The following is a 13333-nucleotide window of genomic DNA, read 5'->3' on the forward strand; positions in this document are numbered from 1 at the left end:
GTCAATAATTGTCTTACGCTTTCAGCTTACGCATCACCAGCGTGGCGTTAGTACCGCCGAAACCGAAGCTGTTAGACATAACGGTGTTCAGTTCGCAATCGACAGTTTCGGTCACGATGTTCAGGCCTGCAGCCTGCTCGTCCATCTCTTCGATATTGATGCTCGGTGCAATAAAGCCATGCTCCAGCATCAACAGAGAGTAAATTGCTTCCTGTACGCCCGCGGCGCCAAGAGAGTGACCTGTCATCGCTTTGGTCGCAGAGATCGCAGGACTCTTATCGCCAAACACTTCGCGAATCGCGCCCAGCTCTTTCACGTCGCCCACCGGCGTTGAAGTACCGTGGGAGTTCAGATAGTCGATCGGCGTATCTACACCGTGCATCGCCATCTGCATGCAGCGCACTGCGCCTTCGCCGGACGGAGCCACCATATCCGCGCCATCAGAGGTCGCGCCGTAGCCCACGATTTCCGCGTAGATATGCGCGCCACGCGCCAGGGCGTGTTCCAGTTCTTCAACCACCACCATACCGCCGCCACCCGCGATAACAAAACCATCACGGTGCGCGTCATAGGTACGGGAAGCTTTAGCAGGCTGATCGTTATATTTGGTGGACAGTGCGCCCATCGCGTCGAACTCACAGGCCATTTCCCAGCCCAGCTCTTCGCCGCCGCCCGCAAATACGATGTCCTGTTTACCCAGTTGAATTTGTTCAACCGCATTGCCGATGCAGTGAGAAGACGTCGCACAGGCCGAGCTAATCGAATAGTTTACGCCATGGATTTTAAACGGTGTAGCGAGGCAGGCCGAAACGGCAGAGCCCATCGCTTTGGTGACCACATACGGGCCAACTGCTTTCAGACCACGCGGGCTGCGCATGGCGTCAGCACCGAAAACCTGCGCTTTAGACGATCCACCGGAACCTGCAATCAGGCCAACGCGCGGGTTATTCTGATAAACCTCTTCGCTCAGACCAGCGTCTGCGATAGCTTCACGCATGGAGAGATAGGCATAAATAGAGGCATCGTTCATGAAACGCACCACTTTACGGTCGATCAAACCAGTGGTGTCCAGTTTGACGTTACCCCATACGTGGCTGCGCATTCCCGCATCTTTAAACTCTTCAGAAAAAGTGATCCCTGAACGTCCTTCACGCAGAGATGCCAGGACTTCCTGCTGGTTATTACCGATGCTGGAAACAATGCCCAAGCCAGTAATCACTGCACGTTTCATTCAATACCTCTGTCAGTCGCACTATAGTAAGTTTCGATTGGCACAATAGCGTACACTTGTACGCCGAACAAGTCCGATCAGCCAATTTATACTGAAATTTGCGCCGCCTGGCACACATCGCTAATATCGTGACACTGCCTGTCAGACGAGTAACTTACGTGAAACAATACGCTATACAACCCGCCAACCTCGAATTCAACGCTGAGGGTACACCTGTTTCCCGAGATTTTGACGACGTCTACTTTTCCAACGACAACGGTCTGGAAGAGACGCGCTATGTCTTCCTCGGAGGCAACCGGATCGCTGAACGCTTTGTGGAACATCCTCGCCCGTTGTTTGTGGTGGCTGAGAGCGGCTTCGGCACGGGTCTGAACTTTCTCACGCTCTGGCAGGCGTTCGCCGCATTTCGCGCCACTCAGCCCGATGCTACGCTACAAAGATTACATTTCATCAGTTTTGAAAAATTTCCGTTGAGTCGTGACGATCTCACAGCGGCGCATCAGCACTGGCCGGAGTTGGCCGAATTTGCCGGGCCACTTCAGGCCCAGTGGCCGTTGCCGCTGGCGGGTTGCCACCGCCTGCTGCTGGAAGAAGGACGCGTCACGCTCGACCTCTGGTTTGGCGATATTAATGAACTCACCGATCAACTCGACGACAGCCTGAATCAAAAAGTTGACGCCTGGTTTCTCGACGGCTTCGCCCCGGCCAAAAATCCGGACATGTGGACGCAAAATCTGTTTAACGCCATGGCGCGTCTGGCTCGTCCTGGCGGTACGCTGGCAACCTTTACATCTGCGGGATTTGTTCGTCGTGGTTTGCAGGATGCCGGCTTTACTATGCAGAAATGCAAAGGTTTTGGCCGCAAGCGCGAAATGCTGCGCGGAACCATGGAACAGACGCTGAAAATCCCGTCCTCAACGCCGTGGTTTGCTCGTCAGGGAAGCGAAAAACGTGACGTCGCAATCATTGGCGGCGGGATCGCCAGTGCACTGCTTTCGCTTTCGTTGTTACGCCGGGGCTGGCAAGTGACACTCTATTGTGCCGATGACGCCCCCGCCCTGGGCGCATCCGGCAACCGTCAGGGAGCACTTTATCCCCTGCTCAGCAAGCACGACTCGGCGCTCACCCTTTTCTTCCCGGCGGCATTTACCTTTGCCCGTCGCTTGTATGACGCCCTGCCCGTAGAATTTGATCATGACTGGTGTGGCGTCACGCAGTTTGGCTATGACGACAAGAGCCAGCACAAGATCCAACAAATGCTGTCGCTGGCATTGCCGTCTGCGCTGGCAAGTGCGGTGGATATTACCCAGGCACAAAAACTTACCGGGGTAGACACTGGGTGCGGTGGCATAACCTATCCGCAAGGCGGTTGGCTGTGCCCGGCGCAACTGACCGCTGCCGTGCTGAAACTCGCGGAAAAGCAGGGGCTACGCTGCCATTACCAACACTCTCTGGCAGCTCTTCACCGTTCAGCTTCCGGCTGGGATCTGCACTTTACGCACGGCAGTCACGCAGAACATGCCGCGGTAGTGCTGGCCAATGGTCATCAGATTAACCATTTTGCCCAAACGCAGCCGTTACCCGTCTACGCTGTCGCCGGCCAGGTCAGTCATATTCCGACGACGCCAGCGCTTTCCGGGATCCGTCAGGTGCTGTGCTATGACGGTTATCTGACGCCGCAAAATCCGACGAATCAACAACACTGTATCGGCGCCAGCTACCATCGCGGCAGCGAAGAGACGCAGTATCGGGAAGACGATCAGCAGCAAAATAGGCAGCGCCTGATTGACTGCTTCCCGGCGGTAGACTGGGCCAAAGAAGTCGATGTGAACGACAAAGATGCTCGCTGCGGCGTGCGTTGTGCCACCCGCGATCATTTACCGATGGTAGGAAGCGTTCCGGACTACGCGTCGACGCTTTCATGCTATGCAACACTCAATGAACAGACTAAAGATGCCGTTTTAGCCCCATATTATCCGGACCTGTATATGATTGGTGCCCTGGGTGCTCGCGGACTTTGTTCTGGGCCACTTGCAGCTGAAATTCTGGCTTCCCAAATGAGCAGTGAACCTCTTCCCCTCGACAAATTGACACTGGCTGCACTGAACCCGAATCGACTGTGGATCCGTAAACTCCTGAAAGGTCGGCCTGTTGAGTAGCCCATCAAATCAGTTCCGGCATGATGAGCTAAACCCAACGAGAACAGACCATATCGCGTAGAAGGTATCAATACGCCTCGTCTTAAAGCAGTCAACGCAGGCGTATCATGTAGCTTGACGCGGTAAACGGCTCAAGCATTACGCGGACTCGTGCGGTTATTCATCATCATTAAACTTGACCTGTATGGCTATAGACTGATCAGGACGACCAGCGTTCTCAGTAAGAGGCCTCAGATTATCATCAAGAATAGCGATATAAGGCTTCTCCGCAGTCAATGCAGCGAACTGAGGCAAATCGAGATCAATGCGGTTAGCAACCCCTTTTGAACACTCCGGATCAACATTACCCATAATGGCATAAAACAGATTCGTTTTTCCTTTTGCAGGCGAGGCATCTTTAATCATCCGGGAAAGGGAGATTCCCCCCTGTTTTTTATCGCAAACCGCCAGTTTTCCAATGACTTCCGGGTAGATGGTAACCCCCACCGAAGGGAGATTTGTATAGGTAAAACGGGTCAAAAACAAACCATCGCCTTCCAGAAAGCGGTTAGCAAGTATTGAAGGCTGAATAAGTGAATGATGTCCGGCAGACATGATATTAACAGGCGGAAAACTATGTGTTTTTTCAGATTTTAACAGCGTCTCTGTCCAGACCATTAGATTTTTATCCTTCAACGCATTACGTAAATCATTCGCTCGTGAGGAAGAATAAGCATTATCTTCATTCAGATTGACCTTAACTGCCATGGGTGTTTTAGAAATAAGACCTGATGTCGAATGAACGGAAGCCAGAGAACCATTGTAATAGCAATACTGATTGCCAAAACTACGCAACTCAGGATTCAGTGTTGATAACTCACGACAAGTATCTATCCACAAAAACATTTGATTGTTGCTAATAAGGTTCACAAGGAAAAATGCGGGAAGATAGCTGTTATTCCCGACAGAGATGATATTATCGCTGCTAAAGACAACATCTTCTATTTTACCGGTTTTCGTGTAACGGATAAGAGAAGGGATCTTAAATGACTTATCGCCTACCTTAACTTGCTTTTTGTGGGAATCAATTTCAACGCTGCCATTAATATCAGGGTAACCCCAGAATGCCATATCAATAGTCGTTCGCCAGGAAAGTAGTTTTCTGTCCAGGAACATTTGCCCCGAGAAATTTTCCGCGATCGTCGCCATATTGCCATTTAAATCACGGCCAAGCCCTACAGGGTGAGAACCATAGTTCAGATAATTGAGAATGGTCGGAGAAACATCAAGAGTTGTACCATGACGAGGATTTTGAGTTGGTTTGATACCCGCGCCAGTGATCATCAATAAATTATGGCGTTCCTTCTTCTTCAACGTCTCTAGTGTCTTTACCATTACTGGAGCGAGATGATCTGAACCAAAAACCAGTAACGTATCATCCAGAAGACCTTTCTTCTTCAAGGACTGATACACTTTACCAATAAGGAAATCGGTACAATGCGCCGCATTCAGCAGATGATCATTACCATCACCATACTTCATAGTCGCGCATTCATGTGCCAGATACCCTTCCGGCTGATGGGTTCCGATATTGATTGAAAAGAGTCCCCAGGGCGCCTGGGTCTGTCGCAAAGAAGCAACGCGCGTCAGTAATTGTTCGTAAAGGGTATCATCATACAGCCCCCAGTTGTTTATGTAATCTTTGGCCACATGTTGATCAATAAACTCTTTCCTACCTTTCACATCAGAAAAACCATGATCCTTATAAAACTGCCCTTTTCCTGCGAATTCAGTTTCGGCTCCGCCCATAAACTCCAGGTGATAGCCTTTCGATTTTAAAATATCCCCTAAACATACAGCATTGGGCATAAAATTATTCATCTGGAAATTATCATTGGTGAACACAGATAATAACGGCAAACCGCATTGACTGGAAACCATTCCGGCCATTGTCCAACTGCTACCAATAGTTTGACCAATGTTAGTGAATGTAACGCTATCCTTTTCAATTTTATGCAACTCAGGAAGTAATCCAGGGAAAAGACTTTCATCCATATAATTCCCTTCCAGACTCTCCAGATAAAAATAAATGATATTCTTAGGCTTTTGAGTCGATGATATGACTTGCGGCTTTATAAAATAATCAGAAAAATCACCTGAGGATTGCGATGTCAACGAATACGAAATTAAATTTGAGGTTGCAGGAGTACAAAAGAATGCGCATAACACCATTATCACGCCTTCAACCACCGGCACAATTTTGAATTTGGTATTTTTGCTTTTTAAAAAAGACCTCAAATAGATAATAATAAGAACTGCAAAAATAGCTTGCGACAATAAGAAGTAAAATATTAAAAAGTAAAAATCACTAAAATCTCCCCCTTCGACTCCGAATCGAAGATGGTAGAAAACAGAATCATCAAAACCTATACCCGTAAACCAATTAGCGACTAAATAGCACCCTGTCAATAAACTAAAAATTATTGTAATAAGGATAAAACAGGTAGCAATGATCGAGCCGGCGATACCTCGACTGTGGCTTTTAAAGAAAAAAAAGAAAGCAGACAAATAAAGCAATGCTGCTAAAAAAGACCAACTCTCATTCCCCATTTCCATAATAAACCGCATCCTTTTAAATCTCAGGCATTAGAAATGCTGACGTCATAGAAAATTATTTATCAACTGTTTCCCATAAGTATATTATTCATAATGAATGTTTTTATAAACATAAAACAATAAAATACCCTACAAGCAAAATGCCGGTAGGGTATTAATGAATTTGTTGAGCCTACAGTCATTGACATAGTATGACAATGACAAAACTCTTTACTCAATCAATAATCATACAACTAACTGGGACTCAACTTCTTTTACATGGTGACGAGCCAGGGCTAAGTTAGCTTTCGCCTTATCAAGAACAAAATAGATAAAAAGCCCTGGATTCTTATCAATAGGGCAAATAATATGATACTGTTTACCTAATGTAATCAGAATATCATCAATTTTATCGTTGAGCTTAAGGGTTTCCATCGTTTTCATTTTTGCACGCACTACTTCGGTGTTACCTGCAGAAGCCAGTTCCAGGTTAATGCCTGAGCCAGCCTGACCTAGCATCATACCGCTATTAGAGTCAACAACAGAAGCGACGATCGCACCAGAAACCTGCATCAGCGAATTTAATGATTCAGAAATATTACTCATGATAAGTCCTTTATAAAAAAATAGATTAATTCCAATAAAACTACTCGATCAACAACGCCAATAACTTCAGTACATCCTCCTTATTCCTGATATCAACAGCAATAACAGGAACATTTGAATCATTAATTAAATCTAATATTTCAATGACTCTATCGGAATAAGACTCACTATACTTACTAATTCCTACAATACATTTACTGGTCAACAACACATCACGAAACCTATTGATGAAAAAATTAATTTCATCTGTAAATGTCTTGCTGGTAATATCAAAAAGTATTACAGTGCCTCTTGATCCTTTACTCATAAACTCCCAGAGAAACTCGAACCTCATCTGACCAGGGACACCATAGAGTCTCACACGGGTATCATTATTAAAGCTAAACTCACCATAATCAATGCCAACAGTGACTGTCTTCTTTGGAACCAGCTGACTATTCAAAGACTCCGTATCTAATGAGGAACGCATAACCTCCGTGCTCACAACAGATATTTCACTAACTGCATTTATGGCTGTCGTTTTACCAGCCCCTGTTGGACCCACGAACACTATTTTTAATTCATTCATATATAAAAACACCAGATAGCAAATTAGTGTGTTTTTGCAACATTCAGAGGCTCACCGTATGAAATACATTATAAGCATAAAAAAGGAAATAACCAGAAAAAATTGCCAGCATTATAATGCACCATCGACACATGAATATAAACCGCCCTTCCAAAAGGTCATACGCATAATATTCATCAGACTAAAAAAAAATGGCAAACAATAGAACTAAAACATGCTTGTAATAATATACTTCCATTTAAATGATGAGCAGATTGAATAGGTAAGATACAATCCAGGCAAGAGTTACTGATTTTCTCAAAAAAGAATTAAAAATTGTTCTGAAATCCACGCATTACCCATTAATCACCTCTAAGCTGTTTAATTCCCTGAGCTGCATCATGATGAGAATTAAGGCTTCGCATACGTCGTGAATCAACAGTATTCTTATTCGACTTACCTCGTGTTCCTTTGTGTTGGCTCGAAGCAGTATGGCTATCCTTACCTCCGTTCCCTAACACAGGTATAGGCAGCACGTTATTGATTGCCTGATTATCCATCTTCACATTTGCAATCCGTTGCACATAGCTGGAACTTCCTCCAGCATCTGCAATGAAACCCCGACTAAAGTTACCACTGTAGTAACAGGAGAACGCTTTCAGCCGGGCGGTTTCCGCATCAGATACTTTTAACGCGCGATCGTAACATTCCTGATAAATAGAAGCCGCAGCGCGGAGGTTTGAACATGGTTCAAATACAGTTTCATAATCAAGGGCATATCTGGACAAATTATACCGGTTTATCTGCGCCAGCCCCATTGAAAAATTCCAACCAGCGTTAGCAAGATAGCGAGCTGTAACAATAGCCTCTTCCTTATTTACAGGCTGACGAGCCAGTCTTCCCCCCACCACGCCTATGGCATAAGGGTTAAAAGAAGACTCAACGCTGATAATTCGATGTATAGCCTCAGTGTACACTTCCGCACCGCATTGTGCCGTAATAGCGGGCAAGTCAAACATTCTCAAACCCTTTCAGAAAATAGAGAAAAATGTAGCGACGTTTATTTGCACTACGGGAATTTTGACTATTCATCCGGGTTTACATAGCGGGTCGTTTCTCTTGCCATCGCTCCGGCAATGACATCATAAAGCGCATCGTAATTAGTTGCTATAAAAGCGTGTCCAGGACCGACACAAGAGTTTTGCCAGTCTAAATCAGAACCATTACTTATTAAAGAGATATAATATATTTCCACATCTGTCGTCGTCGTTCCAGCAGGATATTTTTTAAGACCGTTTCTGATTACATCACAGAGATGATATGTATCCATTAGTGTCTTTCTATTTTTCTTTGAATAGGTATCATCCTCACCATCAGAGATGACAAATATCATTTTAACGTCATTTTTGCCTTTGGTTATGAGTGGTACAGCTCTTAATAATCCACTAATACTATCCGTCCCCCCACCTGGAGGTCCCATGTTGTTAAAATTGTCTATTATGGAACGGTTATCTGTAAGCTCCACCAGATAGTAATTGGGCTTTTCGATGGTTCTGATAAATTTAGCGACATTTGCATGATCATGGGTCCCCGAAGTAGCGTAGGCGCAAAGAGACTCAAAAGGAATAACATGATCGGAAGAATACTGAGAGGGACCATTAAGATAATTAATAAAAGTCACAACATTATCATCAGTAAATAGATAATCGTCTGCAACAGTACCTTCGTAATCCATTGTTTCAATATTAGCGATAGAATTATATTTACTTACTGATGCTGTTAGCAAATTAAACTTATTAAAGTTATTGGTAAATTCCTCATAATTATCTGGGTTATGAATATCAGAACTAGGGTCTGCATCACAGGTTAACTTGCCACTATCTTTTCTACAATACCCCTCATCAATTAACCATGTCTCCGCAGAGGTTGTCGTATAACCATTGGCTTTCGCGATTACATCCTTATAATAACTATTAAGATAGGCGTCTGTATTGTTTATAAAGGTATTACCTGTCGTGCGTTCCGGTGGTTGTTTGTTATACCAAAAACTCCAGTCTAACCCTGAATACTTATCCTGAAGCTTTCCAATATAAGTACACCCAACCTCTTTACTTGTCGTACTTGCGTAATTCGTCTTGTCTAATACGGCAGGAATTCCCGTAGAGAACGGTACAATACCAATCGTACTACCATTGTCATTATCGAATATTCGGTTACCAAGATCGGTAAACACTTTTTTTAATAATTCAATACGAGTGTAGCCTCTCTCTGCTGAACTACTATTCATAGAACCTGAAAAGTCGAGTACAAACGTATAATCTGCAGGGACGGAAAGATCTTCAAGTGATTTGCGGATATGACCCGACGACCGCTCGCCATGCAAAGTTATGTTCGAATGAAAACCACTATAACCCTCTTTGTATAAAGAAAGTAACGGATGGGTGATGATATCAGAATCTAAGGAAAAATCTGTCGACACCACCTTACCATTTTTATCCTTTTCTTTATCAACATTTATATAGACTTTGTTTTTGTCTATTTCCTCACCAGGGAGATAATAAGATAAATACATTACTGTTTTTTCAGCATCTGCATTTTTATCGTCACTGTCATATGACATCGCAATTGAATAGACGCCCTGATTAATAGCATCTGATAAACGAGACCGCTCAGTGATAAATCGAGCCCCATCAATTGCTAATGAAAAGAAACCGATAAGCGTAGGCAACATAAGCGCATAACTTATTGTTACAGCGCCTTCCCTGCAAATAATGAATAACAAAAATCGTTTGATTAAATATTTCATTTTATATCTACCTGAGTTACCAGCAGAAATGATAGCTTTGTTTACCGCGGCAGCGCGACATTTCGAATATAAAGACTACCGAGGTCCTTATTAAAGATGCCCAAAGCTCGATTAAAATAACTTTCTGCTCCGGGAACACACAAAATCACTTCATAAACCGGAAACCAATCTTGATCAGCGTCAGGAGATCTATCCGGGCGATGACCCCAGACCGAAAGCTTCGCAAGATCCTCACGACGGGAATACTTACGTGTAACATCACAACCCTCAATGAACATGGTATTAAAAGAGGTTGATGTATATCTTGAAAGTGGCCCGTCTGGTTTAACGGGATGCGAGCTTGGGCAATTATTTAGGGGACTACTTTGAATACTACATTGTTGGGCTGTAGGCTGTAGAATTTGTATACCGAGCTGATAGGGCTCGACGGAACCATCTTTTTGGCGCAACATCTCGTCCAGCGTTGCTTTTAAGGTATCCAGATCGCTTTTGCTAATATCGGAAGCGTTACCGCCACCAAACAGACCGTTTCGCTCACGAAAAATCATTGTTAATGAATAATTAACGCGCTCCATATGGCTTTTTTTAATGAGTGAAAAACTCATATCAATCAGGAATCCGCACATCAAAGCGAAAATCAGTAAATAAAAAGCAAACTCGATGCTTGAGGTTCCTTTCTCAGAATATAATCTTTTCCATAAACCGTAACGTTTCATCGCAACATCCTGTATATAGAGGATTCACTTAACAAGAGTGACTATGTCTAATTTATAGGTAAAACTGTTTTTATTTATTGTTATCATGATACGTATGAAAACTTGCTCTAAGTATTTTCGCACCTTCTGCACCAGAAGAATTATTAATGCAAGCGTTTATTATTTGCTAAATAGTTCACTGATTCACAAAGCGCAAACATCGCTCCCGTTAATAACCATCCTTAAAGCTTCTGTCAATATTGGCCTCTTGTATATAGACAATTCGTCGAGTCATTTTTTCCTGCATAATATCAACAGGGAACACAAAAAATAGCGGTTCATAGGGAACTTCAATTTTATATATGGAAATTGGATTTTTCGTGTTACTCAGTTCACTACAATTAACAAATGGTTCCTTTTCATTGTGGTCATAACCACATGAAGCTATTTCAGTCTTTATTTCAACCTCTTTACCTAAAGTCAATAAAGCCCACCCGTTGGCACTTTCATTGATTGCATTTTGAAAATACTCATGTACCACATCCGGATTTGAGGGATCCTGTATATTTGCTGACGCATTCCCACTATTTGCCAGGAGAGCGTCCAGAGAAGCCATGATAAAAATTACACGGCACAACTCCATTATAAAAAGAATAGAAACAATGAATGGTACGATAACAAATGCAAATTCGATTGCTGCAGCACCATCTTCCTCTGCAAATAATCTTCTGAGTCTTGACATTTTAATAAACAAACCTCCACATGGTCATGATATAACCAATAGTAATCGCAACACCAAATGGGACAGAGGTTTCATTATGATGTAGTACACATCGAGTGAACAATAAGATTGAAAGCGCACAAAATACGCCGGGTAAACTGACAAAAACTGCAAAGTCAATAAATTGACTGGCTGGAATGCTAAAAGATAAAGATGCGATTAGTTTTATATCCCCGGCACCTATTACCCCTAAAAGATTTATGAAAAAACCAACAATCATAATAGAGAGAGGAATTTTTATATTAATATCTTGTACGACGAATGAGAGAAGAAGCGAGAGAAGCAAAATAGTAAAAACCACTTTATTTCTAATTTTCCTCTCAAAAATGTCCGTATAACAGCAATATATCAATTGAATGGCAATTAATACTATCAAACCTCTCTGCAATAAGATCATTAGTTCATACCATGACAATTTGTTTTCAGACAAGATAAAAAAGAGAAATCACCTTTTACCCTTTTTCTTCTTAGCACTCTTCATTTTGTGATACACAGGAATAACCACATCCTGATGTTTAATAGCTACTTCTGCTGAAGAAATTTGCTGGTGACAAACTGTAATGCTTTCATTCTTAACGAGTCGAATGTCGTGTTTTTCGAAAAGAGACCATATCATACTGAAATAGTTACTAATTGTGTCACGGATCAGCGTGTCACGATCGCAAAGAATCGGTTCAATTGCAATAACACCACAGGTAATATCAGCACGAGTAAGATGAATAGCCTTCTTTAGGCAATAATCTATTCTCTCGACAGGTTCATCAGACATTTTATCTAAAAGGTCTTTTCTGATCTGTGATACCATCTCATGAAGCTGTGAAATTCGATTTACCGTAATATTCTCACGCGATTCAATGACAGGCTTCGCTGAAATAAAACCGCTGATAAAATCAGAAGCGCACAAGCCTACTGCGGCTTCAAAGCTAAACGAACTATTCATTACATTACCTCACCGTGTTTATAAATGTTTATTACAAATCTCAATTATATTTTCCGAAAGCTGCCTTACACGCCAGAAAATTTGACCTATTGACTCATCTTTTGATGTTATTGCCATCAAACATAACATCTTCTGTGCGGCCGGGATGCGATTAAAAAGAATCATGTTTTGGTCGCTCTCCATAAAAACGGCATTTTGCTCACCGCCCCCCACTTCAGTTAACATCGCAGAGCTGATCCCCAGCAGGGAACTGGTTAATGCTGATACTTTTCGAATATGGAGTTCATAGCCTGCCGTAAGAAGAGAGGCAATTTCAAAGCCATCTGCAGTAGATATGAGCAAATTTTTTAATACTGCATTCCCCTCAGAGAAGCGTTCAAGCTCGGCTTTTAATTCATTGATCAACAAATCAGATATAGTATTAACATCTGTATCGCTATGCTGTTCCATCGAATCGGATTGATCATGCGCTTCTAATTCTGGCTCGGAGGGGTCAGACTCAACGTCATTCATACCAAACGGTAACATAATTTTATCCATCGTCATTAACCATCGTAAATTTTTCAACACCAATTTGCTTTCCGATAAAGCAAATTACCTGGACTGTATGCAACAATAACTTTTAAAGATTATTGCACAGACAAATTAGAAAATTTTTCATTTAATCGCAGGCGAGTTAATGCAATATTTGCATCACGCGCAATACGAATAAAAATAAAATATTTTGCTGCTTCAGGAACTTGTTTTAAAAGAAATATATCATCACTATAGGTAATTAATATATCTTCCATAGTCTTTTGTTGCGCAGAGAGTTTACTGAATTTTATATTCGCCCTGATAATATCACTCATACCTGTACTCAAAAAACCAAACCTATCATTGATATTTTTGCTGTGTACGATTTCTTTAATTGTGTTATCTATTAAAGCAACGCCCAGAACTCCATCAATCCCAGATAAGGTATCAAGCAAATTATTAATTTTATGTTCCATAC

General features: G+C 42.7%; 13 protein-coding genes. 1 reads left to right on the forward strand and 12 read right to left on the reverse strand.

Annotation, left to right across the window (positions count from 1 at the left end; all coding sequences use genetic code 11):
- Positions 1-13: 13 nt before the first annotated feature.
- Positions 14-1231 carry a beta-ketoacyl-ACP synthase I gene (fabB, locus tag HVX64_RS15910; protein WP_044258478.1) on the reverse strand — a complete coding sequence of 406 codons (1218 nt, stop codon included), beginning with the start codon at positions 1229-1231 and terminating at the stop codon, positions 14-16.
- Between the two features lie 158 nt (positions 1232-1389).
- Here fabB and mnmC point away from each other — a divergent pair, with 158 nt between their 5' ends.
- Positions 1390-3390, forward strand: a complete 2001-nt coding sequence (gene mnmC / locus HVX64_RS15915; RefSeq protein WP_044258477.1) for a bifunctional tRNA (5-methylaminomethyl-2-thiouridine)(34)-methyltransferase MnmD/FAD-dependent 5-carboxymethylaminomethyl-2-thiouridine(34) oxidoreductase MnmC — start codon at positions 1390-1392, stop codon at positions 3388-3390.
- 156 nt (positions 3391-3546) lie between these two features.
- On the opposite strand, the gene HVX64_RS15920 is transcribed toward mnmC, so the two are convergent.
- The 11 genes from HVX64_RS15920 to HVX64_RS15970 form a co-directional block, all read right to left on the reverse strand.
- A complete protein-coding gene (locus HVX64_RS15920; protein ID WP_181825050.1) occupies positions 3547-5985 on the reverse strand; it encodes a sulfatase-like hydrolase/transferase in 2439 nt (812 codons plus the stop codon).
- A gap of 225 nt (positions 5986-6210) precedes the next feature.
- On the reverse strand, positions 6211-6570 hold the full coding sequence (locus HVX64_RS15925; RefSeq protein ID WP_042999985.1) for a hypothetical protein: 360 nt from the start codon (positions 6568-6570) through the stop codon (positions 6211-6213).
- Between the two features lie 40 nt (positions 6571-6610).
- On the reverse strand, positions 6611-7138 hold the full coding sequence (locus HVX64_RS15930; RefSeq protein WP_042999984.1) for an ATP/GTP-binding protein: 528 nt from the start codon (positions 7136-7138) through the stop codon (positions 6611-6613).
- A gap of 341 nt (positions 7139-7479) precedes the next feature.
- Entirely contained in the window at positions 7480-8136 is a 657-nt protein-coding gene (locus HVX64_RS15935; RefSeq protein ID WP_042999983.1) for a lytic transglycosylase domain-containing protein, read from the reverse strand.
- A gap of 65 nt (positions 8137-8201) precedes the next feature.
- Entirely contained in the window at positions 8202-9923 is a 1722-nt protein-coding gene (locus HVX64_RS15940; protein ID WP_044258474.1) for a VWA domain-containing protein, read from the reverse strand.
- 41 nt (positions 9924-9964) lie between these two features.
- On the reverse strand, positions 9965-10639 hold the full coding sequence (gene tadF, locus HVX64_RS15945) for a tight adherence pilus pseudopilin TadF (RefSeq protein ID WP_044258472.1): 675 nt from the start codon (positions 10637-10639) through the stop codon (positions 9965-9967).
- A gap of 208 nt (positions 10640-10847) precedes the next feature.
- Entirely contained in the window at positions 10848-11360 is a 513-nt protein-coding gene (locus HVX64_RS15950; protein WP_044258470.1) for a TadE/TadG family type IV pilus assembly protein, read from the reverse strand.
- Position 11361: 1 nt separating this feature from the next.
- Positions 11362-11796, reverse strand: coding sequence for a prepilin peptidase (locus tag HVX64_RS15955; RefSeq protein ID WP_044258468.1), 435 nt, complete (start codon positions 11794-11796; stop codon positions 11362-11364).
- Between the two features lie 48 nt (positions 11797-11844).
- On the reverse strand, positions 11845-12339 hold the full coding sequence (locus tag HVX64_RS15960) for a hypothetical protein (protein ID WP_061069819.1): 495 nt from the start codon (positions 12337-12339) through the stop codon (positions 11845-11847).
- Positions 12340-12357: 18 nt separating this feature from the next.
- Entirely contained in the window at positions 12358-12879 is a 522-nt protein-coding gene (locus HVX64_RS15965; RefSeq protein WP_125340012.1) for a hypothetical protein, read from the reverse strand.
- Positions 12880-12968: 89 nt separating this feature from the next.
- Positions 12969-13331, reverse strand: coding sequence for a hypothetical protein (locus tag HVX64_RS15970; RefSeq protein ID WP_042999976.1), 363 nt, complete (start codon positions 13329-13331; stop codon positions 12969-12971).
- Positions 13332-13333 lie beyond the last annotated feature (2 nt).

Source organism: Citrobacter sp. RHB20-C16 (assembly GCF_013890155.1).
In the GTDB taxonomy this organism is placed as follows: domain Bacteria; phylum Pseudomonadota; class Gammaproteobacteria; order Enterobacterales; family Enterobacteriaceae; genus Citrobacter_A; species Citrobacter_A amalonaticus.